At 60.2% G+C, this 21089-nt stretch carries 19 protein-coding genes and 1 pseudogene; 17 read left to right on the plus strand and 3 right to left on the minus strand.

Annotated elements, in window-relative coordinates; all coding sequences use genetic code 11:
• Positions 1-3 precede the first annotated feature (3 nt).
• The 5 genes from B0G76_RS23550 to B0G76_RS23570 all read left to right on the plus strand — a co-directional run bounded on the left by B0G76_RS23550 (position 4) and on the right by B0G76_RS23570 (position 5355).
• On the plus strand, positions 4-1560 hold the full coding sequence (locus B0G76_RS23550) for a sugar ABC transporter ATP-binding protein (RefSeq protein ID WP_120294669.1): 1557 nt from the start codon (positions 4-6) through the stop codon (positions 1558-1560).
• Entirely contained in the window at positions 1557-2615 is a 1059-nt protein-coding gene (locus tag B0G76_RS23555) for an ABC transporter permease (RefSeq protein ID WP_120294670.1), read from the plus strand. The genes B0G76_RS23550 and B0G76_RS23555 overlap by 4 nt, the downstream gene beginning before the upstream one ends.
• Positions 2608-3633, plus strand: coding sequence for an ABC transporter permease (locus B0G76_RS23560; RefSeq protein WP_120294671.1), 1026 nt, complete (start codon positions 2608-2610; stop codon positions 3631-3633). Before B0G76_RS23555 ends, B0G76_RS23560 begins: the two co-directional genes overlap by 8 nt.
• 98 nt (positions 3634-3731) lie before the next feature.
• Entirely contained in the window at positions 3732-4739 is a 1008-nt protein-coding gene (rhaS, locus tag B0G76_RS23565) for a rhamnose ABC transporter substrate-binding protein (RefSeq protein WP_120294672.1), read from the plus strand.
• Between the two features lie 256 nt (positions 4740-4995).
• On the plus strand, positions 4996-5355 hold the full coding sequence (locus B0G76_RS23570) for a host attachment protein (RefSeq protein WP_259460689.1): 360 nt from the start codon (positions 4996-4998) through the stop codon (positions 5353-5355).
• Between the two features lie 119 nt (positions 5356-5474).
• Here B0G76_RS23570 and B0G76_RS23575 read toward each other — a convergent pair whose 3' ends face one another.
• Positions 5475-5789, minus strand: a complete 315-nt coding sequence (locus tag B0G76_RS23575) for a DUF6566 family protein (protein ID WP_120294673.1) — start codon at positions 5787-5789, stop codon at positions 5475-5477.
• A gap of 217 nt (positions 5790-6006) precedes the next feature.
• Here B0G76_RS23575 and B0G76_RS23580 point away from each other — a divergent pair, with 217 nt between their 5' ends.
• The 4 genes from B0G76_RS23580 to B0G76_RS23595 all read left to right on the plus strand — a co-directional run bounded on the left by B0G76_RS23580 (position 6007) and on the right by B0G76_RS23595 (position 7601).
• Positions 6007-6468 carry a helix-turn-helix domain-containing protein gene (locus B0G76_RS23580; RefSeq protein WP_259460486.1) on the plus strand — a complete coding sequence of 154 codons (462 nt, stop codon included), beginning with the start codon at positions 6007-6009 and terminating at the stop codon, positions 6466-6468.
• Positions 6465-7016 (plus strand): IS630 family transposase, encoded by a 552-nt coding sequence (locus tag B0G76_RS23585; RefSeq protein ID WP_120289909.1) that lies wholly within the window; start codon positions 6465-6467, stop codon positions 7014-7016. Before B0G76_RS23580 ends, B0G76_RS23585 begins: the two co-directional genes overlap by 4 nt.
• A 106-nt stretch (positions 7017-7122) precedes the next feature.
• Positions 7123-7374, plus strand: a complete 252-nt coding sequence (locus B0G76_RS23590) for a hypothetical protein (RefSeq protein ID WP_120294674.1) — start codon at positions 7123-7125, stop codon at positions 7372-7374.
• A 29-nt stretch (positions 7375-7403) separates the two neighbouring features.
• Positions 7404-7601 carry a hypothetical protein gene (locus B0G76_RS23595; RefSeq protein WP_120294675.1) on the plus strand — a complete coding sequence of 66 codons (198 nt, stop codon included), beginning with the start codon at positions 7404-7406 and terminating at the stop codon, positions 7599-7601.
• 70 nt (positions 7602-7671) lie between these two features.
• Here the strand turns inward: B0G76_RS23595 and B0G76_RS23600 are convergent.
• Positions 7672-7872 (minus strand): annotated as a pseudogene (locus B0G76_RS23600) (molybdopterin-binding protein); the annotation flags it as partial.
• Positions 7873-8129: 257 nt separating this feature from the next.
• On the opposite strand from B0G76_RS23600, the gene B0G76_RS23605 reads away from it, so the two are divergent.
• The 5 genes from B0G76_RS23605 to cydB all read left to right on the plus strand — a co-directional run bounded on the left by B0G76_RS23605 (position 8130) and on the right by cydB (position 16871).
• The gene (locus B0G76_RS23605) at positions 8130-8510 is read left to right on the plus strand and encodes a TraR/DksA C4-type zinc finger protein (protein ID WP_120296721.1); all 381 of its coding nucleotides are present in this window, start codon (positions 8130-8132) and stop codon (positions 8508-8510) included.
• A gap of 418 nt (positions 8511-8928) precedes the next feature.
• Complete coding sequence (locus B0G76_RS23610; protein ID WP_120294677.1) at positions 8929-11724, plus strand: ATP-dependent Clp protease ATP-binding subunit; 2796 nt, start codon at positions 8929-8931, stop codon at positions 11722-11724.
• 201 nt (positions 11725-11925) lie between these two features.
• Positions 11926-14208, plus strand: coding sequence for an FdhF/YdeP family oxidoreductase (locus B0G76_RS23615; RefSeq protein WP_120294678.1), 2283 nt, complete (start codon positions 11926-11928; stop codon positions 14206-14208).
• 262 nt (positions 14209-14470) lie between these two features.
• Positions 14471-15859 (plus strand): cytochrome ubiquinol oxidase subunit I, encoded by a 1389-nt coding sequence (locus B0G76_RS23620; protein ID WP_120294679.1) that lies wholly within the window; start codon positions 14471-14473, stop codon positions 15857-15859.
• A 4-nt stretch (positions 15860-15863) separates the two neighbouring features.
• Entirely contained in the window at positions 15864-16871 is a 1008-nt protein-coding gene (cydB, locus tag B0G76_RS23625; RefSeq protein ID WP_120294680.1) for a cytochrome d ubiquinol oxidase subunit II, read from the plus strand.
• A 100-nt stretch (positions 16872-16971) separates the two neighbouring features.
• Here the strand turns inward: cydB and B0G76_RS23630 are convergent, their stop codons facing one another.
• Entirely contained in the window at positions 16972-18105 is a 1134-nt protein-coding gene (locus tag B0G76_RS23630) for an RNA-guided endonuclease TnpB family protein (RefSeq protein ID WP_120294681.1), read from the minus strand.
• Between the two features lie 113 nt (positions 18106-18218).
• Between B0G76_RS23630 and B0G76_RS23635 the strand changes: the two genes are divergently transcribed.
• The 3 genes from B0G76_RS23635 to B0G76_RS23645 all read left to right on the plus strand — a co-directional run bounded on the left by B0G76_RS23635 (position 18219) and on the right by B0G76_RS23645 (position 21080).
• The gene (locus B0G76_RS23635; RefSeq protein WP_120294682.1) at positions 18219-19130 is read left to right on the plus strand and encodes a bestrophin family protein; all 912 of its coding nucleotides are present in this window, start codon (positions 18219-18221) and stop codon (positions 19128-19130) included.
• A gap of 249 nt (positions 19131-19379) precedes the next feature.
• Positions 19380-20483, plus strand: coding sequence for a GTP 3',8-cyclase MoaA (moaA, locus tag B0G76_RS23640; protein ID WP_120294683.1), 1104 nt, complete (start codon positions 19380-19382; stop codon positions 20481-20483).
• Between the two features lie 45 nt (positions 20484-20528).
• Positions 20529-21080, plus strand: coding sequence for a molybdenum cofactor biosynthesis protein MoaE (locus tag B0G76_RS23645; RefSeq protein ID WP_120294684.1), 552 nt, complete (start codon positions 20529-20531; stop codon positions 21078-21080).
• Positions 21081-21089 lie beyond the last annotated feature (9 nt).

Genomic DNA, 21089 nt, shown 5'->3' on the forward strand with positions numbered 1-21089 from the left:
GTTGTGCAGCACTCTCCATCCGCTGTGCCCAGGCTGGAACTCCGGCACGCGAGCAAATCGTTCGGCCGGGTCCGTGCGTTATCCGACGGCGATCTCGCGTTGTGGCCGGGCGAAGTGCATGCGTTGCTCGGCGAAAACGGCGCGGGAAAATCGACGCTCGTGAAGATTCTCGCGGGCGTGCATCAGCCGGATACCGGCGAGCTGCGGGTCGACGGTGTGGCACGCCGCTTCGCAACGCCTGCAGAAGCGCGCGACGCGGGCCTCGCGGTGATCTATCAGGAGCCGACGCTATTCTTCGATCTCTCGATCGCGGAAAACATCTTCATGGGACGGCAGCCGGTCGACCGGATCGGCCGCATTCAGTACGACGCCATGCGCCGCGAGGTGGACGGATTGCTGGCCTCGCTCGGGGTCGATCTGCGTGCGGATCAACTGGTGCGTGGTTTGTCGATTGCCGATCAGCAGGTGATAGAAATTGCGAAGGCGTTGTCGTTGAACGCGAACGTGCTGATCATGGACGAGCCGACCGCGGCCTTGTCGCTGCCGGAAGTGGAGCGGCTCTTTGCGATCGTGCGCAAGCTGCGCGAACGCGACGTGGCGATTCTTTTCATTACGCACCGGCTGGATGAAGTGTTCACGCTGACGCAGCGCGTCACGATCATGCGCGACGGCGCGAAGGTATTCGACGGGCTGACCGCCGATCTCACCACCGAATCCATCGTCGCGAAGATGGTGGGTCGCGATCTGGAGACGTTCTATCCGAAAGCCGATTTGCCACCGGGCGAAGTTCGATTGTCCGTGCGTGGACTCACGCGCGTGGGTGTTTTCAAGGACATTTCGTTCGACGTCCACGCCGGCGAAATCGTCGCACTGGCGGGCCTCGTCGGCGCGGGCCGCAGCGAAGTGGCGCGCGCGATCTTCGGCATCGATCCCCTCGATTCGGGGGAAATTTCGATTGGCGGCAAGCGCCTCGTCGCAGGCAGTCCGGCCGCCGCGGTGCGTGCCGGACTTGCGCTGGTGCCGGAAGACCGTCGTCAGCAAGGATTGGCACTGGAACTGAGCATTGCGCGCAATGCCTCGATGACGGTGCTCGGACGTCTCGTCAAACATGGCCTGATTTCCACCCGCAGCGAAACGCAACTGGCCAATCAGTGGGGCACGCGCTTGCGTCTCAAAGCGGGCGACCCCAATGCGCCGGTCGGCACGCTCTCCGGCGGCAATCAGCAAAAGGTCGTGCTGGGCAAGTGGCTCGCCACCCACCCGAAGGTCCTGATCATCGACGAACCCACCCGCGGCATCGACGTTGGCGCCAAAGCCGAGGTCTATGGCGCGCTGGCGGAACTGGTGCGCGACGGCATGGCCGTGCTGATGATTTCGAGCGAATTGCCCGAAGTACTTGGCATGGCGGATCGCGTTCTGGTCATGCACGAGGGCCGTATCAGCGCCGATATAGCGCGCGCCGAAGCTGACGAAGAGCGCATCATGGGCGCCGCGCTCGGCCAGCCGGTCCCACCCTTGGGGCGCGCTCCCAAAGAAGCCCCGCTCGGGGGCGCCGCATGATGCGCCATTCTACGACCCATCCCGCGCCGGTTCAGGCGCCGCTCCCCAAACGCACCGGCAGCGCGCCAGGCGGCTTCATCGCGGGCATTGCGAAGAGCCGCGAGACGACGCTCTTCGTCGTGCTGATTCTGTTGATCGTGGGGACGGGGCTCGCGAAGCCGCAGTTCCTGAATCTGCAGAACCTGCGTGACGTGTTGCTCAATGTGTCGATTATCAGCTTGCTGACAGCCGGCATGACGGTAGTCATCCTGATGCGGCATATCGATCTGTCGGTAGGGTCGACGGTCGGCATCAGCGCCTACGCGGTCGGCAGTCTGTACGTTGCGTTTCCGCAAATGCCGGTGATCGTCGCGCTGCTGGCCGGACTCGCGATCGGTCTGGTGGCAGGCAGTATCAACGCGTTGCTCGTTGCCGTGGGGCGCGTGCCGTCACTGGTGGCGACACTCTCCACGCTCTACATTTTTCGCGGCGCGGACTATGCGTGGGTCCACGGCGGGCAGATCAACGCGACCAGCTTGCCCGACGCGTTTTCCCGTCTTGCGACCGGCACGTTCTTCGGCATACCGACGCTTGCGTTAATCGCGATCGTCGTGCTCGCCGGTCTGGCTGTCTATCTGAAGCAGTTTCGCGGCGGACGCGAGCACTACGCGATCGGCTCGAATCCGGAGGCGGCACGGCTTGCCGGCGTGAATGTGGAACATCGCGTCATGGCGGGTTTTTTGCTGTCCGGTGCGATTGCCGGTTTCGCGGGCGCGTTGTGGCTCGCGCGCTTTGGCACGGTCGACGCAAGCACCGCGAAGGGCATCGAGTTGCAGGTCGTGGCCGCCGCCGTGGTGGGCAGCGTCGCGATCACCGGCGGTGTGGGCACCATCCTCGGCGCGACGCTCGGCGCGCTTGTGCTGGGCGTGATCAGCATCGCGCTCGTCGTGCTGCACGTCTCGCCATTCTGGGAGCAGGCGATTCAGGGTGCGCTGATCGTCGCCGCGATTACCGCCGACACCTTGCTGGCCCGCTCAGTCGCCAAACGCATGATGAGGAAACGCGATCATGGCTAAACCCGACTCCGCGTTGCTCACGCGCAAACGCGAAACGCCGTTGCAATGGGAAGTGTTGCTGGTCATCGTGCTGGCTTTGTCGCTCGCGCTTGGGCGCTGGTTGTCGCCGGTGTTTCTCACCGGTTCGAACGTCAGCAATATCCTCGCCGATCTGACCGAGATCGCGTTGATGGCGCTGCCCATGACCTTGATTATCGTCGCCGCTGAAATCGATCTTTCGGTGGCATCGGTGCTGGGTGCGTCCAGCGCGCTGATGGGAGTGCTGTGGCATATGGGCTTGCCGATGCCGGTCGTGATCGTACTGGTCCTGATTGCCGGCGCGCTGGCGGGCTTGCTGAACGGCCTCGTGATCGTCAAGCTCAATCTACCCTCGCTCGCGGTCACGATCGGTACCTTGGCGCTGTTTCGCGGTCTGGCATACGTGTTGCTCGGCGACCAGGCGGTCGCGGATTTTCCGGCGGTGTATACGGCGTTCGGCATGGACACGGTCGGCTCCACATTCATTCCGTTGCCGTTTGCGATCGTGATCCTCGGCGCGGTGCTGTTTACCGTGCTGCTGCAGTCCACCGCATTCGGCCGCAGCCTTTACGCAATCGGCGCCAATCCGACCGCCGCGGCGTTCTCGGGTATCGAAGTCGCGAAGATCAGGCTGCGTCTTTTTGTATTGTCCGGCGCGATGAGTGCGCTGGCAGGGATCGTCTATACATTGCGCTTCACCAGTGCGCGTGGCGATAACGGCGAAGGTTTCGAATTGTCGGTGATCGCGGCGGTGCTGTTCGGCGGCGTGAGCATTTTCGGCGGACGTGGCTCGATGTTCGGCGTTCTGTTGTCGCTGCTGATTATCGGCGTGCTGAAAAACGCTTTGACGCTCGACGATGTGTCGAGCGAAACGCTGACGATCGTCACCGGCGTGCTGTTGCTGGCATCGGTGCTGATTCCCAATCTGGTTGCCCGCTGGCGTGCGGCGCGTGACTGGCGTTTCATCGCGAAGTCCGCTTCTTCTTATCCTTCTTCTTAACGTTCTCTTATAACCGGCTCCAGAAGAAATACCCAATACAAAATACCGACCGACAACCTGGACAGCATGTCGTCCAACAACAAAGCAGGAGACACCTCATGTTCAATCCTCTACGTCACACCGGAAAAACTGCACTCTGCATTGCTCTAGTGGCGCTCAGTTGTGCCGCGTCCGCCGCGGGCCTGAAAAGCGGTCTGAAGATTGCCTTCGTGCCCAAGCAGATCAACAACCCTTATGAAGTGATTGCCGACGACGGCGGCATGGCCGCGATCAAGGAATTCAGCGGCGTGGGCAAGGTAGTGGGGCCGTCGGATGCGGGCGCGTCTTCCCAGGTGCAATACATCAACACGTTGATCACGCAGCGGCAGGACGCTATCGTGATCGCGGCCAACGACGCGAACGCCGTCGTGCCGTACCTGAAGAAAGCGATGTCGCAAGGCATCAAAGTCGTGACCTTCGACTCCGACACAGCGCCCGAAGGCCGTCAGCTTTTCGTCAACCAGGCGAACGCGGAGGGTATCGGTCGAGGCCAGATCCAACTGGTCGCGAAGCTGATGGGCGGCGAGGGCGAGTTCGCCGTGCTGTCGGCCACGCCTAACGCGACCAATCAGAACACGTGGATCAAGTGGATGCAGGAGGAGTTGAAGAAGCCCGAGTACTCGAAGATCAAACTCGTGAAGATCGCGTACGGCAACGATGACGACCAGAAGTCGTTCGTCGAAACGCAGGGTTTGCTGCAGGCGTATCCGAATCTGAAGGCGATTGTCGCGCCCACTACGGTTGGCATTGCAGCGGCGGCGCGTTATATCTCGTCGTCGTCGAGCAAGGGCCGCGTGCAGGTGACCGGGTTGGGCACCCCGAATCAGATGCGTGCGTTCGTGAAAAACGGGACGGTCAAGGCCTTCCAGTTGTGGGACCCGAATCAGCTTGGCTATCTGGCCGCCTATGCGGCGGCAGCGCTGTCTTCGGGGACGATCGCCGGCAAGGAGGGCGAATCCTTTGATGCCGGCAAGCTTGGCAAGCGCACGATTGGACCGCAAGGGGAAATCATTCTCGGACCGCCGACGACGTTCGACGCGAGCAATATCGATAACTTCAATTTCTAATCCGCGAGCCCGGCGCCGTCGCGCAAGGTGCGCGGCGGCAGGCAACTAGCAGCCGCCGTACTCAATATGGCACTCAGTTTGGTACGGGATATGCGTGCCGGGCGATCAAGCCGGAAGCCGATGCGGACGTATGCAGGAGCCTTCGGCGCAAACTTTAAGACCTATACTTTGAACCGGTAAATCGACCGTGGGCGTCGCGGGCCGGAACTGCTATCTTGAGTGAGAGCCGTTCGGACAAATCCCTGCCTGGAGGTGCATGATGATCGAAGTGACCTGGCTGGTTGTGGCTGACGGGGGTCGCGCGCGTGTTTTCCAGATGCCGGGGCTGACGCTCGACCTGCAAGAAAAAGAAGAGCTCACCAACACGGAATATACCGGCACGATGCTGACGGAAAAGGACCGTGAGAAATTCGCAAAGCGCGTTGCCGAGTATCTGGAGGTTGGTCGGCTCCATCAACTCTACAATCGGCTGAGACTCGCCATCGAGCCAAAATTTCTCGGCATGGTCAAAGCCGATCTCAGCGAGGAAACCCGCCGAATGATATTCGAGCAGGTTAGCGAGGATCTGTCGTCACTCGATACCCGGGACATTGAGGCGCGCCTGCGGCGACGCTGATTGGCCGCCTTGGGTGTCATAATAGTGCATTCATATAGTGAATTCGAACTTGCCACGGGTCATGGCCTCGCAGGGCTTACGCGCACTAATGCGTGACCCACGCGCGGCGTATGCGCGACTTACGCGCTGGTTTCCGAGCCACCTGATTCCTCGGCATCACGGAACCAGCGTTCCGCATGCGACCGCTCGGCGACCCAGGAACGACCCTGCGGCGTGTTGAACTCACGAGCGATGAACCGGTGCCCCCATTCGAGCCCGTCTCTGATTGCCTCTTCTTCGGTTAGCCACTCGGGTTGAACGGTTTTGGGGCGAATATCGATGACTGTTCGGGCGCCGTGACTCACACTCACACTGGCGATCCAGGCGCCGAGCGGGTTACGCTCAGGGCGCACAGCGATCTCGAATTCGCCGTAAGAAACAGTGCGTGCTGGCATCGTTCGCTCCTTTGCAGCGTTCAACGATTGATATCCGCCCGCGATGCAGCGTGCGCGCTTCTCTCCAGCACCATCATGCCGTAACCCCGGCAGTCCGACACGTGGATATTGCCGTTGAATGACAAACCGGTAGACGTATTTCACCAATATCTAAGTGTTGCTGGTAAACGCGTTTGAATTTTGTTAACTTCGGCGAACCCATTGCGCCGGAGTCCAGATGAAGTGTGTTGTAGAGCTGAGCGAAGCCGAGGAAAAGACCTTGCAACAGATGTCGTTGAACCACCAGCATCGCGACATGCGCATCCGGGCCGCGGGCGTGATGATGCTCGGCCGCAAGATCAAACTGACTGAAGTGGCTGCGCAGCTCAGCGTGAGCGGGCAGTCGGTCTACAACTGGGCGCGCGCGTGGCGGGAATCCGGCATATGTGGGCTGCTGGTCGGTCATAAAGGCGGACGTCCCCGTTCGTTGTCTGAAGCCATGATCGCCACCGCCATCGAGGCGGCCAGCGCCGAATTGATGACGCTCAGACAGATTGCGCAGCGCGTTGAAGAAGCTCATGGTGTGCCGTTTCCCTGCCGCCTGGATACCTTGTCGACTGCGCTCAAACGAGCGGGGTTTTCCTACAAGCGTGGTCGCTATTCGCTCAAAAAAAGCGTAACCCCGAGGAGTTCGCCGTGAAGGCCTCCACCCTCGCGAAGCTACAGCAGGCCGCACTCGACGGTGCGTGCCAGCTGTTCTACTTTGATCAATCGGGGTTCAGTGCTTCGCCCCCGGTGCAGCGCGGCTGGTCGCCCATCGGCGAACCGCATCGTGTGTTCCCGCAACCGCACTGCAAACGCTCCGTCCTTGGTGCACTGGATTTCGGCGCCAACCTGCTGACGTATCACACCAGCAAGACCACGATCAAACGCCCCGATGTCGTGCAATTCCTTGAGCAGATCGCGCGGAAAAGCACGCCCGGTCTGACGACCGTAGTGGTGCTCGACAACGCCTCGATCCATCACAACATCGATCAGGAAACAATCGACCGATGGTTTCTCGAACATCGCATGGTGCTGTTCTATCTGCCGCCCTACAGCCCCGAACTGAATCTCATCGAAATCCTCTGGAAGCACGCCAAGTATCACTGGCGCGGCTTCGTCACCTGGACCAAGGAAACCATCGATGCCGAGGTCAAAAAACTGCTCGACGGATTCGGCTCAGATTTTCAAATCAGATTTTCGTGAACACTTAGCATCGGAGAAATCCATGTTCACATGTACATGACTTGCTCATAGACTTCGACTACAAAGCAATTGTGAGTCACGAACGTTTCAGTTGAGGGGAGGTTCCATGGCACAGAATGACCTTTCATATCGGCGGTTTCTGGTCGCCTCAACGATCGCACCGCTGCAGGGGAACCGGGGGATGGTCACGGTCGATGTCACTACCGCGGATCCGGAGCGCATCGCCGATCTCGGAACGGCACGCTTTATCCATGTGGAACGGTGGGTTGAAAGAAATGAACCCGCTTTCGTTCAAGTTGTTGTGGACGAGTGTAAGGTCGCTATCGACCACTACGCGGACAACGTCGACGATAGTTGATTCTCCTGTCTCTCGGATGAGGTGTTGCCATGCAGGAATTCGATTTCTACATCAACCTGAAGAAACCGACACTCGGGCTCTACGTGGAGAAGGGTGCAGGCCTCCCCGACCTCGTTGACACAAGTCAGTGGCAATTCGACGGACACGTGTGGCAAAGCGAGCTGACACCCGACATCCTGAAGGGGCTCGAGGCCAATGGCCACGCATTTCAGGAGCTGGGTGGGTGATGGATGACGGGTGATGCTGCGGCGACCCGTGCGCGCCGTTCCGAAGTGGCCGTGCTTCGATCCACTGCTGTCATTCGACCCCAACGATCACGCCCGAGGCTTTGAAAATTGCGGTGGCGGATTTTCCGGCCGCGAGCCCGAGGCGCTCAACGCTATCGTTGGTTACGATGGCGACGATATCCAGGCCGCCCCGCGTTCGAAGGGTGATTTCGTCGCTGACAGCGCCAGTTTTTATTTCGGCGATCTGCCCGACGAAATGGTTACGAGCGCTGGTGAGCATATCGATCTCCGCTGGACACGTTATGGCCCAATCAGCAGGGAAGTTGGGTTGGCTGAACGATGCAAATCAGTGTAGTGCCGATTCGGGAATCCACAAGTCGCTCAACCGGGGATTCCTTGTATCGGTCGAGACGGCGCTTTGAACTCTACAAATTAGTACTATCCTAGCCTTAGGCTGGATGAAAGCGCGCCGTTGCATGATCGTCATTCGGCGCGAATCGCATGTCGGCCATGGCGAGGGAGAGAATCATGCCGGAGCAGCCAGTCAATTTGAGTGACGATTTCATTGCGCTGCAGCGCAGGCGCCTTTTGGCATTGCGCCAGCAACTCCTGGGCGGAGAGGAGAATACGATCGCGGACGAGCGGACGGCCCAGGAGGAGCATGGCAATGAGGCCGAAGAGGTCGAGGACGCGGCGCAAGGCATGGCACAGAATGAGGTCAACCAGGCGCTGCACGACGTGAATTACCAGCGCATTGGCGATATCGGGCGGGCGCTGCAGAAGATCGACGAAGGCACCTACGGCCTCTCCGATGAAAGTGGTGAACCGATACCGAAAGCCCGGCTCGAAGCGACCCCCGAGGCGATCCTGACCGTTGAAGAGCAGAGTCGCCGCGAGGCCGGCAAATGATGGCTTCCAACGCCCAGCGCGCGATATCGCTGGGCGGCTCGCATGCCAAAGAATCGGATCGTTGGGCTGAGACGCCTCGGGCAGAGGCCACCAATGCCTATCATCGGAAAACCAATATTCCCTTATCCACGAGCCACTCTTAGAATCCAAGTGCGGATTCAGGGCTTCGTTATGCTAATCATACTGAAATCGGCGTTGTAAACACTTCGCGTTCTTCAGACAACGCTCGTCGAAAACGGACGGGGTCGCGAACCTCGCAACATGCCGCGTTCGATGCGCCATCGCTATCGCGGTTCTCCGCTTAATGAACAATAAAAACGGATCGTGGACGGCGGGTCCGGAGTGTTCGCAATTCACTTGGACGCGTCCTATAACCTTTGAACTGGCCGCATGTTTTAACCGAAAAAGGTGACTTTCGATGCCCGCCCTCTGCGAAATCTGTAACGCCCGTCCCGCTGTCGCCCGCGTAACCGTTGTGCAAAACGGCGAGCGGAAATCCATCTCGATCTGCGACTACGACTACCGGCAATTGATGCGGCACCAAAGCATGCTCAACCCCTTCGATTCACTGCTCGGAGGAAGCGGCCTGTCGCGCTTCTTCGGCGGCATGGGGGATGGGGCCGAGGACGAAGATGCCGGATTCGCCGCCGAGGTGCCACGTGAATCGGTCGATGCGACCGATGCTTTCAGTGAGCAGACGCTCGAGTTGTTGCAGCGCGCCGCGGAAAAGGCCCATGAGCTTGGCCGCAGTGAACTCGACACCGAACACCTGCTGTACGTGCTCGCGGACACCGACGTGTGCGCGGCGCTGCTCAAGGAGCTCAAGCTCTCACCGCAGGACATCAAGGGATATATCGATCAGCATGCGCAAAAGGGAACCGCCGATCCCGACGCGCCGATCGACAAGATGACCGTCTCACCTCGTTTGAAAAAGGCGTTCCAATATGCGTTCCAGGCGTCGCGCGATCTGGGGCACTCTTATGTTGGCCCGGAGCATCTGCTGATCGGGCTTGCGGCGGTGCCGGACAGCATTGCGGGCACGCTGCTGAAGAAATATGGTGTGACGCCGGAAGCATTGCGTCAGAAGGTCGTGAAAGTCGTGGGTAAAGGCGCGGAGGACGGCCGTGTCGACACGCCAACCGGCACGCCCAACCTCGACAAGTTCGGACGCGACCTCACGGCCATGGCGCGTGAGGGCAAGCTTGACCCGGTGTTGGGTCGTGCGCAGGAAATCGAGAGCACGATCGAGGTGCTCGCGCGGCGCAAGAAGAACAATCCCGTCCTGATCGGCGAGCCGGGTGTCGGCAAGACCGCGATCGTCGAAGGGCTGGCCCAGCGCATCATCAACGGCGACGTGCCTGAAGTGCTGCGCGGCAAGCGGCTCGTCGAGGTGAACATCAACTCGATGGTGGCCGGTGCGAAGTATCGCGGCGAATTCGAAGAACGGGCCAAACAGTTGATCGATGAAGTCACGGCCAAAAAGGATGAACTGATCCTCTTTATCGACGAACTGCACACGATCGTGGGCGCGGGACAAGGCGGTGGTGAAGGCGGCCTCGATATCGCGAACGTGCTCAAGCCCGCGCTTGCGCGTGGCGAGCTCAGTCTGATCGGCGCGACGACGCTCAACGAATATCAGAAGTACATCGAAAAGGATGCCGCGCTCGAGCGGCGCTTCCAACCGGTGTTGGTGCCGGAACCGACGGTCGAGCAGACCATCGTCATCCTGCGTGGCCTTCGCGACAAGCTCGAAGCGCACCACCAGGTGACCTTTGCCGACGATGCGTTCGTTGCCGCCGCCGAACTGTCGGATCGCTACATTACGTCGCGCTTTTTGCCCGACAAGGCCATCGACCTGATCGACCAGGCGGCGGCACGCGTGCGCATCGGCGCGACCTCGCGTCCGGCGGCCATGCAGGAGCTCGAAGCCGAGATGGTCCAACTTAAGCGCGAGCAGGATTATGCGTCCTCGCGCAAGCGCTTCGATGAGGCGAAAGCTTTTGAGGCGCGGATTGGCGAAAAGCAGGAGAAACTCGACGAGCAGATGGAGACGTGGCAGCGCAAGACCGGCTCGGAAACGCTCGAAGTGACCGTGCAGTCAATCGCCGAAGTGGTGTCGCGTCTCACCGGCATTCCGGTCACGGAGCTCACGCAGGAGGAGCGCCAGAAGCTTCTGGATATGGAGAAGAAGCTGCGCGAGCGCGTGATCGGCCAGGACGACGCGGTGGTGGCCGTAAGCGATGCCGTGCGCCTGTCACGTGCGGGACTCGGCCAGACGAACCGGCCTATTGCGACGTTCCTGTTCCTGGGACCGACGGGTGTCGGCAAGACCGAACTGGCGAAGGCGCTGGCAGAAACGGTGTTCGGCGACGAGCAGGCGGTGATCCGGATCGACATGTCCGAGTACATGGAGCGTCACGCGGTCGCACGGCTGATCGGCGCTCCTCCGGGCTACGTCGGTTATGACGAAGGCGGACAACTGACCGAGCGCGTCCGGCGGCGCCCTTACAGCGTGATCCTGCTTGACGAGATCGAGAAGGCGCACCCCGACGTGAACAACGTGCTGCTGCAAGTGTTCGACGACGGGCGGCTGACCGACGGCAAGGGCCGTGTGGTGGACTTCAGTAACACGATCATCATTGCGACGAGCAACCTCGGCGCATCGATCATCATGGACAACCTCGAGAAACCCGAGGCGGATCGCCTGAACGAGAAAGCGATCCGCGAGGAATTGATGGGCGTGCTCAAGGGGCATTTCCGCCCCGAATTCCTGAACCGGATCGACGAGATCATCGTCTTCCATGGGCTTTCGCGCGACAACATCCGCTCGATCGTGCAGATCCAGCTCGAACGGGTCGTGCGCACCGCCGCCGCGCAGGACATTACCCTCAAGATAGACGAATCGGTTATCGATCATCTCGCCGAGGCCGGCTATCGGCCGGAGTTCGGTGCACGCGAGTTGAAGCGCCAGATTCGCCAGGAACTGGAAACGCGGCTTGCGAAGCAGATTCTCGGCGACGCCCTGAAGTCGGGCGATAGCGTCGAGGTCAGTTATGACAAGGAAAGCGGCGAAGTGAAGTTCAGCAAGAGCGAGGCACCTCCTCCTGCACCTAAGGCGACGGGCGGGAAGGGGGCTAACGGACGCGCGAAGAAAAAGTCGTCTAAAGAGGTCAGCAGCCCCGAGCCAACCGATAGCGCCGCCTCGAAGGCGTGATGTCTGCGGCTCCCAGCCTGGTCGTGACCGGCGGCGGTATCACGGTATCTGTACTGTGCTCTCCCGTCACCGGTCGATCTGTACCGTTTGCGACGCATCAACCCAACTAGACTGAACCCGTATCCAAGCCTGTGCCGTGACACGGCGTAATCCAACATAAGAAAGCCGTAAGGTATCCTAAGTCAGTTCATGGAGTCTCATATGAGCACGCGACGCGAAGTTCCGGGAATCCGGCCGTATGACGCACCCGCTGGCGGATGGGGGGCGCTTCGAGCGACAGCGCAAGCCGTCCGAACCCAGATGGAAAGCATTGAGGCGCCGATTACGTTGATGCGGACCAATCAGCCGGACGGCTTCGATTGTCCGGGTTGTGCCTGGCCGGACAAGGAGCACAAGTCGACCTTCCAGTTCTGCGAAAACGGCGCCAAAGCGGTCACATGGGAGGCGACAACCAAGCGGGTGACGCCGGAGTTTTTCGCAAACAACACGGTGTCATCGCTGCTGCAACGCACGGATTTCGAACTGGAGGATCTCGGCCGGTTGACGCACCCCCTCGTTTATGACCGCGCTACGGACAAGTTCCTGGCTGTCGAGTGGGAGAACGCATTCGCTCGCATCGGTGAAGTGCTTCGAGGACTGTCTTCTGCCGACGAAGCCGAGTTCTATACGTCAGGCAGGGCGTCGAACGAGGCCGCCTACCTCTTTCAATTGCTCGCACGAGAGTATGGGACGAACAATTTCCCTGATTGTTCGAACATGTGTCACGAGCCGACCAGCGTTGGGTTGCCCCAGTCGATCGGGATCGGCAAAGGCACGGTATCGCTGGATGATTTCGATAAGACCGAACTCATCCTCTCGATCGGCCACAATCCGGGGACCAATCACCCCCGGATGATGGGGACGCTCCACGAGTGCTCGCGGCGCAACGTTCCGATCATCGTGTTCAATCCGCTGCGCGAGCGCGCGCTTGAGCGCTTTGCCGATCCGCAGAGCGTCATTGAAATGGCGACCTTCGGATCGACCCGGATCGCGTCGACCTATTTTCAGCTCGACGCGGGCGGAGACGCGGCCGCGCTCAAGGGCATCATGAAAGCGCTCCTGCAGATGGACGCGGAGCAGGGCAACACCGTCCTGGACCATGCGTTCATCGCGACGCATACCCAGGGTTTCGACGCGTTTGCCGCCGATCTGGAAGCGACGTCATGGGAGGATATCGAAAAGGCCGGCGGACTCACCCGTGAAGATCTCGATGAAGTTGCCGTTGCCTACGCAAAATCGAATGCGACGATCGTCACCTACGGAATGGGCGTCACCCAGCATAACAAAGGCACCGCCAACGTCCGTCTGATTGCCGATTTGTTGTTATTGCGCGGCAACATCGGCAAACCCGGCGCGGGCATCTGTCCTTTGCGCGGGCATTCCAACGTGCAGGGGAACCGCACGGTCGGCATCACCGAAAAACCGTCCGCGACCTTCCTCAAGCAGATCGAAGATGTGTTCGGGTTCACGCCGCCGGCGGCGCACGGGCACGATGCCGTTCAGGCGATGCAGGCAATGATCGCCGGCACTGCCAAGGCGCTGATTTGCCTCGGCGGAAACTTCGCGGTTGCGTTACCCGATTCCGAGCAGTCTTTTCCTGCGATGGGCAAGCTCGATCTGAGCGTCCATCTCGGTACCAAGCTCAATCGTTCGCACCTGCTCGTGGCAAAGGAAACGTACGTGCTGCCGGTTGTGGGCCGCACGGAACTGGATATCCAGGCGACCGGCCGGCAATCCATTACGGTCGAGGACTCCATGTCGATGGTCCACGCTTCGTCGGGCAAGCTGACACCCGCGTCCGAATACTTGAAATCCGAACCGGCGATCGTCGCCGGTATCGCAACGGCAACATTGCCGAACAGCAAGGTGGCATGGTCGGACCTGGTTGCCGACTACGACAGGATCCGTGACCTGATCGAACAAACCGTGCCCGGATTCGAGGCATTCAATGAACGAATCAGAGTGCCGGGGGGATTCCGTATGCCGCTTCCCCCGACCGAACGCGTGTGGCCCACACCGTCTGGCAAAGCGATGTTCTCGGTGTACGGCGGCGTGAAGGAAGATGCGGACGTCCTCGGCGCTGAAAATGTGCTGCGTCTTATCACGATCCGCAGCCACGACCAGTACAACACCACGATCTATGCGCTCGACGATCGTTACCGAGGCGTGTTCGGCCGGCGTGACGTGCTGTTTATGAACGAAGACGATCTTGCCGATCGTGGACTCGAACACGGCGATCTGGTCGACATTGAAACCATTTCGGCGGGCAGGCAGCTTCGCCTGAAGAAGATCACGGCAATCGCCTACAACATCGCGCCGGGTTCGGTGGCGGCCTATTATCCGGAAGCCAACGTGCTGGTGCCACTCGACTTCATTGACAAGGAGAGCGGCACGCCTTCGTACAAGTCGGTTCCTGTTCATGTTGTGCGCTCGGCGGAAGCTTGACGCTAAGCGGTGACGGGGAGGTCAACCGGACGAGCGCGTCCCGTTGACCTCCCTGCAGGATACTGGGCGCGAACGCTGGTTGGGCAGGGATATCCGGGGGGAGTCGCGTATCCGCATTGCCTGACCTGCGTGCGATTTCTGTTCGATCTATTAGTCAGCAGACGTTGTGTTATCGCGCTCGATGAGCCGCGAAGCCGTTCCGTCGCCACATGGCGCCCGTTTTTACGCAATTGCCGTTATGACCTGGAGCCATTGATCAATCATGGAAATCTTCGATGCATTCCACCTTGCCAGGTTGCAGTTTGCGTTCACGGTTTCGTTTCATATTATTTTTCCCGCGATCAGCATCGGCATGGCCAGTTTCCTCGCCGTGCTCGAATGGCGCTGGTTGCTGACCGGCGACGTTGCCTACAAGGACATGTTTCTGTTCTGGTCCAAGATATTCGCGGTCGGCTTCGGTATGGGGGTGGTCTCGGGTGTGGTGATGGCCTACGAATTCGGTACCAACTGGAGTGGATTTTCCAGCTTTGCCGGCAACATCACGGGACCGCTGCTGACCTATGAAGTGCTGACGGCGTTCTTTCTCGAGGCCGGCTTTCTCGGCGTCATGCTGTTCGGCTGGCAACGCGTCAGTCCACGCGCGCACTTCTTCTCCACGCTCATGGTGGCGGTGGGCACGCTCATTTCCACGTTCTGGATTCTCGCGTCGAATAGCTTCATGCAGACGCCGCAGGGGTTCGCCATCGAGAACGGCCGGATCGTTCCGGTCGACTGGATGAAAGTGATTTTCAACCCGTCGTTCCCGTTTCGCCTTGCGCATATGACCGTCGCGGCGTTCATTGTCGCGGGCTTCATCGTCGCCGCCTGCGGCGCGTGGCATCTACTGCATGGGCGGCGCGACAAACCTGTCACGCGTAGTTTTTCCATGGCGCTGTGGATCCTGCTTTTCCTGGCACCGATACAGATTGTTGTTGGCGATGCGCACGGCCTCAACACACGCGAATATCAACCGGCCAAGATCGCTGCGATCGAAGGGCTGTGGGAAACCGAAAAAGGTGGGACGGCGCTCAATCTGGTCGGCCTGCCTGACATGGATGCGGAAGTGACGCGCTACGCGATCCAGATACCGCACCTGGGCAGTCTTATCCTGACCCATAGCTGGAACGGAGAGATCCGCGGGCTGAAGGAGTTTGCGCCGCAGGACCGTCCGTACTCGCCGATCATATTCTGGACCTTCCGGATCATGGCGGGTCTGGGCATGTTGATGCTATTGACGGCGCTGCTCGGCTTACTGCTCAGACTGCGCGGCCGTCTCTACGAGACGCGCTGGTTCCAGATCCTCGTGCTGTGCATGGGGCCTTCTGGAATTGTGGCGCTATTGGCCGGGTGGATAACGACGGAGGTCGGCCGCCAACCGTGGACGGTCTACGGTGTCTTCCGAACAGTGGACTCCGTCTCGCCGGTCAGCTCGCAGCAAGTCGGCGTTTCGCTGCTGATCTTTGTACTGGTGTATTTCCTGGTGTTCGGCATGGGGTTCTACTACATGATGAAAATGATGAAGCGCGGACCCGAGGAGCATATCGACCGCGGCAAGTCGCGCAGGTATCCGGTGCTGACTAATCGCCCGCTCGACGCACTGGAAGGAGAGTGACACTATGCAAATCGATCTCCCTGTCGTGTGGGCCGCGATCATCGGACTTGGCGTTTTCATCTACGTGATGCTGGACGGATTCGATCTCGGCATCGGCCTGCTGTTTCCGTTCTTCGAGGAGAAAGGCGACCGGCAAGTGATGCTCAACACCATCGCACCGGTCTGGGACGGTAACGAAACCTTCCTCGTGCTCGGCGGTGCCGGGCTTTACGGGGCGTTCCCCGTGGTCTATTCCACGCTGCTGCCGGCGAACTATCTGCCGTTGATCCTGATGGTCGTGGGCCTGATCTTCCGCGGGGCCGCCTTCGAATTACGGGCCAAAGCCGTCAGGACCCAGCACGCGTGGGACCTTGCCTTCATCGGCGGCTCCGCGCTCGCGGGGGTCTGCCAGGGCATCGTGCTGGGCTCGCTGCTGCAAGGCATCAAGATCGTCGATGGCCGTTTCGCCGGCGGCCCGTTCGATTGGCTCTCGCCGTTCAGCCTGTTCTGCGGAATCGGGGTGCTCTTCACGTATGCGACGCTCGGCTGCGGCTGGCTCATCCTGAAGACCGATGGTGAACTGCAGCGCAAGGTACGCGAGGTGATGCGCCCGCTGGTGAGCATCCTGCTCGGGGTGATGGTCATCGTGAGTCTCTGGACCGTGATCGGCTTGCCGGCGGTAGCGTTTCGCTGGTTCGGAAGCGGCAATCTCGGCTGGTTTCTGCCGGTGCCGATTCTTGTCGTCGCCTGTGTATGGGGCGTGTTCCGTTCGCTTCGACTGAAGCACGAAGCGATCCCGTTCCTTCTCACGCTCGCGCTGTGCTTTCTCGGCTATAGCGGCTTGCTCATCAGCATCTGGCCGAACATTGTTCCACCGTCCCTGACGATCTGGGAGGCTTCTTCGAGCCACTCGAGCCAGTTGTTCACGCTGGTCGGCACCGTGATCGTGCTGCCGGTCATCCTTGTCTACAACGCCATGCAGTATCGCGTTTTCCGGGGCAAAGTGCGGGAAGGGGATGCCGGCTACCACTGAGGGCGACGGCAATTTCAGACCACTAGAAGAGCACATCTTGACATTCTCCCCTACCTGAAGGAAGGGGGTTCCCACTTCAAGGAATGCAACCCAACATCATCTAAAGAGACATGGGACTTACGCTTTCTCCATGGGCTGACACCGCCAGCCCGGCGGCCAGAACATTACGCGCAGCGTTGACGTCGCGATCGTGGATTGCCCCGCATTCCAGGCATGTCCATGCACGGACTTTCAGCGACATTCTGGCGATGGTATGCCCGCAGTCACTGCATCGCCTGCTGGATGGATACCAGCGGTCGATACCTATCAGCGTGCGCCCATACCACTGCGCCTTGTACTCCAGTTGCCGCCTGAACTCGGACCAGCCCGCATCGCTGATCGACTTGGACAGGCGACGATTCTTCTGCATGTTCCGAACGGACAGGTTTTCGACGGCGATCACCTGGTTCTCGTTGATCAACCGGGTCGAAAGTTTGTGCAGGAAGTCCCTGCAGCAGTCTGCCGTCCTGGCATGCATGCGTGCGACCTTGAGCCTTGCCTTCCTGCGATTGGCAGAGCTCTTCTGCTTCTTCGCGAGACGCCGCGACAACCTTGCGAGCTTCGCCTCGTTCCTGCGGAACACATTCGGCGCGGCAATCTTCTCGCCGTTCGAAAAAATGGCGAAATGGGTCAGCCCCAGGTCGATGCCGATCTTTCCCGCGGCGACCGGGCGCGCGCTCACCACATCGTCGCAGAGCATCGAGACGTGGTATCGGGCCGCCGTATCCTTCGACACGGTGACTGTCGTTACCTTCGCGCCTTTGGGGATCGCGCGTGACCAGCGGATCGCGAGCGGCCCAGCCATCTTCGCCAGCCTGAGCACCGCGCCGTCCCACCTGAAAGCACTCGCGGTGTATTCGGCCGATTGCGAGCCATCCTTGCGCCTGAAACTCGGGTACTTCGCCCGCCCGGCGAAAAAGTTGACGAACGCAGTTTGCAGATGCCGAAGCGCCTGCTGGACGGGAACCGAACTTACTTCGTTCAGCCAGGCGTGCTCTTCGGTCTTTTTAAGCGCCGTCAACGCAGCGGAGGTCTCGTGATAACCCATGCGTTTCCGCCGCTCAGTCCACGCCTCTGTGCGTTGCCGGAGCATGTGGTTATAGGCGAAGCGGGCGCATCCAAATGTCCGCGCAAGAATCACTTCCTGCGCGGGCGTTGGGTAGAACCGGAATCGGTATGCACGCTTAATTTCCATTTTTCAGACCATACCATTGATATGTTTGAGGCTGTCAAGCGGAGAACGGAACCAACGTCAAAACCGTCTTCTTACCTCTCCGGCCTGAAGGCCGAGGTTTCTCGGAGACACTGATGATAGTAAGACCAGGGGAAAACTGGTTCCGGCTGCTGTTTATCTGGAACGGTTCCGTATTGCAGTCAATCATTCCGCAGCTGGTTTTCATGGCGATTGTCAGCAGTGTTGCTGTCCTGACGCAAGGGCGCATTTTCGGCGAGAAGATCCCACTGAACACCGCGCCGTTCACATTGTTCGGCCTCGCGCTCGCGATCTTCCTTGCGTTCCGCAATAACGCAAGTTACGAGCGGTTCAATGAGGCGCGCCATCTCTGGGGCAGCATCCTGATCTCGGCGCGCGCACTGACGTCGCAGATGCTGTGTTACGCGCCACGGGGCGATCACAACGTTCAAATGGCTCATACCCTGATTGCGACCGTGTGTGCGCTGAAGCACCAGTTGCGCGGGACCGACCCGACGCCTGATCTTCTGCGCTTTCTCGGACGTACGCAAGCCGAGGCATTGCAGCACACCTGCTACAAACCAACGGCGTTGCTCAATGACGTTCGTCGTGACTTCGCCGATCTGCACGTTCGGGGCTTGATGTCGGATACGAAGCTCTGGATGGTCGACGCGCAGATCAACGAGTTGGGAAGGACTGTAGGCGGATGTGAGCGGATCGCATCCACGCCCATTCCGTTTGCCTACAGTGTGTTGCTGCACCGCACCGTCTATGCCTATTGCGTGTTGCTGCCGTTCGGTCTTGTCGATTCAACGGAATTCTTTACGCCGCTTCTTTGTGTTTTCATTTCTTATACGCTGATTGCGCTCGAAGCGATTGCCAGCGAAGTCGCCGAGCCGTTCAGCCTCGCGCCGAATGCGCTGGCGCTTGACGCCATGACCCGCAACATTGAACGATCGATTCTCGAACTGTGTGGCTGTGAACTTCCCGGCGAGGTCGTACCGGTGCGCTCGTACCAGCTGACCTAGAGGGCGTTTTTCGACGTATCGGGTCAGTCTGCCCGGCGGTATGCGCGTCTGCCTCGCTGTGACACCCGATATGGCGCGCAAACTGTACTCCTGGCATTCGACACAGACTGTGCGTCCCCCAAGCAGGGCCGACGCACTATCCTGCCAGAAGGTCATGCAATGGCGGGCCGCTTGTCCGGCCAGAAAGTTCGACTGCCGTTGCTCCCTTGCTCCGTTTGCCGCCGCACGCTGCCCACCTTCGGATAGATCGTGAACATCATCGACCAGCCCACACCCGCCGATACGGCATCCCGCCATAACGTATCCGCCGGCGGTGTCGCGACCACGCTCGACACGCTCAATCGTCCACTCCGGGATTTACGTCTGTCCGTCATCGATCAATGCAATTTTCGCTGTACGTACTGCATGCCGCGGGACACCTTCGGCGCAGACTATCGGTTCCTGCCATCTTCGGAGCGCCTGTCGTTCGAACAGATCCTGAAGCTCGCGAAAGCGTTCGCGCTGCTCGGGGTGGAGAAGATACGCATCACCGGCGGCGAACCGCTCCTGCGGCGCGGGCTCGAATCCCTGATCGAACAACTCGCGAAACTGACGACCGAAAGCGGCAAACCGATGGAGCTTGCGCTGACCACAAACGGCTCCTTGCTCGCGGCGAAAGCACGCTCGCTGCGCGACGCGGGTCTCGGCCGCGTGACAGTCAGCCTTGATGCAGTAGATGACGCTGTGTTTCGCCGGATGAGTGACGTCGACATGCCCGTTTCGCGGATACTGGACGGGATCGAGACCGCGCGTGCGGTGGGACTCGCGCCGATCAAGGTCAATAGCGTGATCGAGCGAGGCGTCAACGACAGCCAGATTCTGCCGCTCGTGCGGCTGTTCAAGGGCACCGGCGTGGCCGTGCGCTTCATCGAGTATATGGACGTTGGCGGCGCGGCCGGATGGTCGAATACGAAGGTGATCACGGCTCGCGAGACGCGCGACATCGTCGAATCGGCGTTCCCTCTGGTGCCTGCTGTTGTTCGTGAACGGACGGGCACGGCCGTCAACTATCGCCATGCCGACGGCACAGGCGAAGTCGGATTCATCGCGAGCGTATCGCAACCCTTCTGCGGATCGTGTTCGCGCGCCCGCGTATCCGCCGACGGGCAGCTTTATTCGTGCCTTTTCGCCACACAAGGCACGGACCTCAGCCCCTGGCTCACTGACACCGCCTCAGTCGAGCAACTGGCAGGGGTTGTCCGCAGCCGCTGGATCCAACGCGATGACCGCTACTCCGAGCTTCGCTCAACGCCGCGCAGGCCGGGATCGGGAAGAGCCTATCCCACAGTCCGTATGTCGCTGGTCGGCGGTTGATGACTGGCTTGTCCTTGCGAAGCAGACACAGACCGGAGTGCTGCCATGACCATACCGTCGTCCAGTGATCCTGCCCGTCCTGAAGTACCGCACGCTGACGAGCGTGCGAGCGATCCGGCGATTCTTGACGCCAGCATCGCGGCGGGCTTTGAAGTACGTGTCCAGCAGCAGCCGATCGATATCCAGTCGGAGATCATGCCGATCACGCGCAATCCCAACGTGGGGGCGATCGTGAACTTCCTCGGCGTGGTGCGTCACAGCGGTGATTTCGACGACGTCGTTGCACTCGAGCTTGAGCACTACCCGGGGATGACCGAGCAGTCGTTCAGCAGCATCGTCGAAGAGGCGATCGCACGATGGCGTCTGGAAGCGGTGAAGATCGTGCATCGGGTTGGCCGTGTGGCGCTCGGCGACGCAGTGGTACTCGTCGTGGTCGCCGCGCCGCATCGTGGGGCGGCGTTCGACGCGTGCGAATTCCTGATGGACTTCCTGAAGGCCCATGCGCCGCTCTGGAAGAAGGAAATCCGACGCGACGGCGCGCTTAGATGGGTCGAGGCCAAGGCAGGCGACGAACGGTCGATGCTGCGGTGGGGGTGATGCGCCATT

This window comes from Paraburkholderia sp. BL23I1N1 (assembly GCF_003610295.1).
GTDB lineage: Bacteria > Pseudomonadota > Gammaproteobacteria > Burkholderiales > Burkholderiaceae > Paraburkholderia.

Bases quoted from the DNA above. Each gene is read 5' to 3' on its own strand.
- B0G76_RS23605 (WP_120296721.1), top strand. From the start codon at position 8,130: ATGCCGGAGCAGCCAGTCAATTTGAGTGACGATTTCATTGCGCTGCAG.
- B0G76_RS23580 (WP_259460486.1), top strand. From the start codon at position 6,007: ATGAAGTGTGTTGTAGAGCTGAGCGAAGCCGAGGAAAAGACCTTGCAA.
- B0G76_RS23570 (WP_259460689.1), top strand. From the start codon at position 4,996: ATGATGATCGAAGTGACCTGGCTGGTTGTGGCTGACGGGGGTCGCGCG.
- B0G76_RS23590 (WP_120294674.1), top strand. From the start codon at position 7,123: ATGGCACAGAATGACCTTTCATATCGGCGGTTTCTGGTCGCCTCAACG.
- B0G76_RS23610 (WP_120294677.1), top strand. From the start codon at position 8,929: ATGCCCGCCCTCTGCGAAATCTGTAACGCCCGTCCCGCTGTCGCCCGC.
- B0G76_RS23575 (WP_120294673.1), bottom strand. From the start codon at position 5,789: ATGCCAGCACGCACTGTTTCTTACGGCGAATTCGAGATCGCTGTGCGC.
- B0G76_RS23615 (WP_120294678.1), top strand. From the start codon at position 11,926: ATGAGCACGCGACGCGAAGTTCCGGGAATCCGGCCGTATGACGCACCC.
- B0G76_RS23560 (WP_120294671.1), top strand. From the start codon at position 2,608: ATGGCTAAACCCGACTCCGCGTTGCTCACGCGCAAACGCGAAACGCCG.
- cydB (WP_120294680.1), top strand. From the start codon at position 15,864: ATGCAAATCGATCTCCCTGTCGTGTGGGCCGCGATCATCGGACTTGGC.
- B0G76_RS23630 (WP_120294681.1), bottom strand. From the start codon at position 18,105: ATGGAAATTAAGCGTGCATACCGATTCCGGTTCTACCCAACGCCCGCG.
- B0G76_RS23620 (WP_120294679.1), top strand. From the start codon at position 14,471: ATGGAAATCTTCGATGCATTCCACCTTGCCAGGTTGCAGTTTGCGTTC.
- B0G76_RS23645 (WP_120294684.1), top strand. From the start codon at position 20,529: ATGACCATACCGTCGTCCAGTGATCCTGCCCGTCCTGAAGTACCGCAC.
- B0G76_RS23555 (WP_120294670.1), top strand. From the start codon at position 1,557: ATGATGCGCCATTCTACGACCCATCCCGCGCCGGTTCAGGCGCCGCTC.
- B0G76_RS23595 (WP_120294675.1), top strand. From the start codon at position 7,404: ATGCAGGAATTCGATTTCTACATCAACCTGAAGAAACCGACACTCGGG.
- rhaS (WP_120294672.1), top strand. From the start codon at position 3,732: ATGTTCAATCCTCTACGTCACACCGGAAAAACTGCACTCTGCATTGCT.
- B0G76_RS23635 (WP_120294682.1), top strand. From the start codon at position 18,219: ATGATAGTAAGACCAGGGGAAAACTGGTTCCGGCTGCTGTTTATCTGG.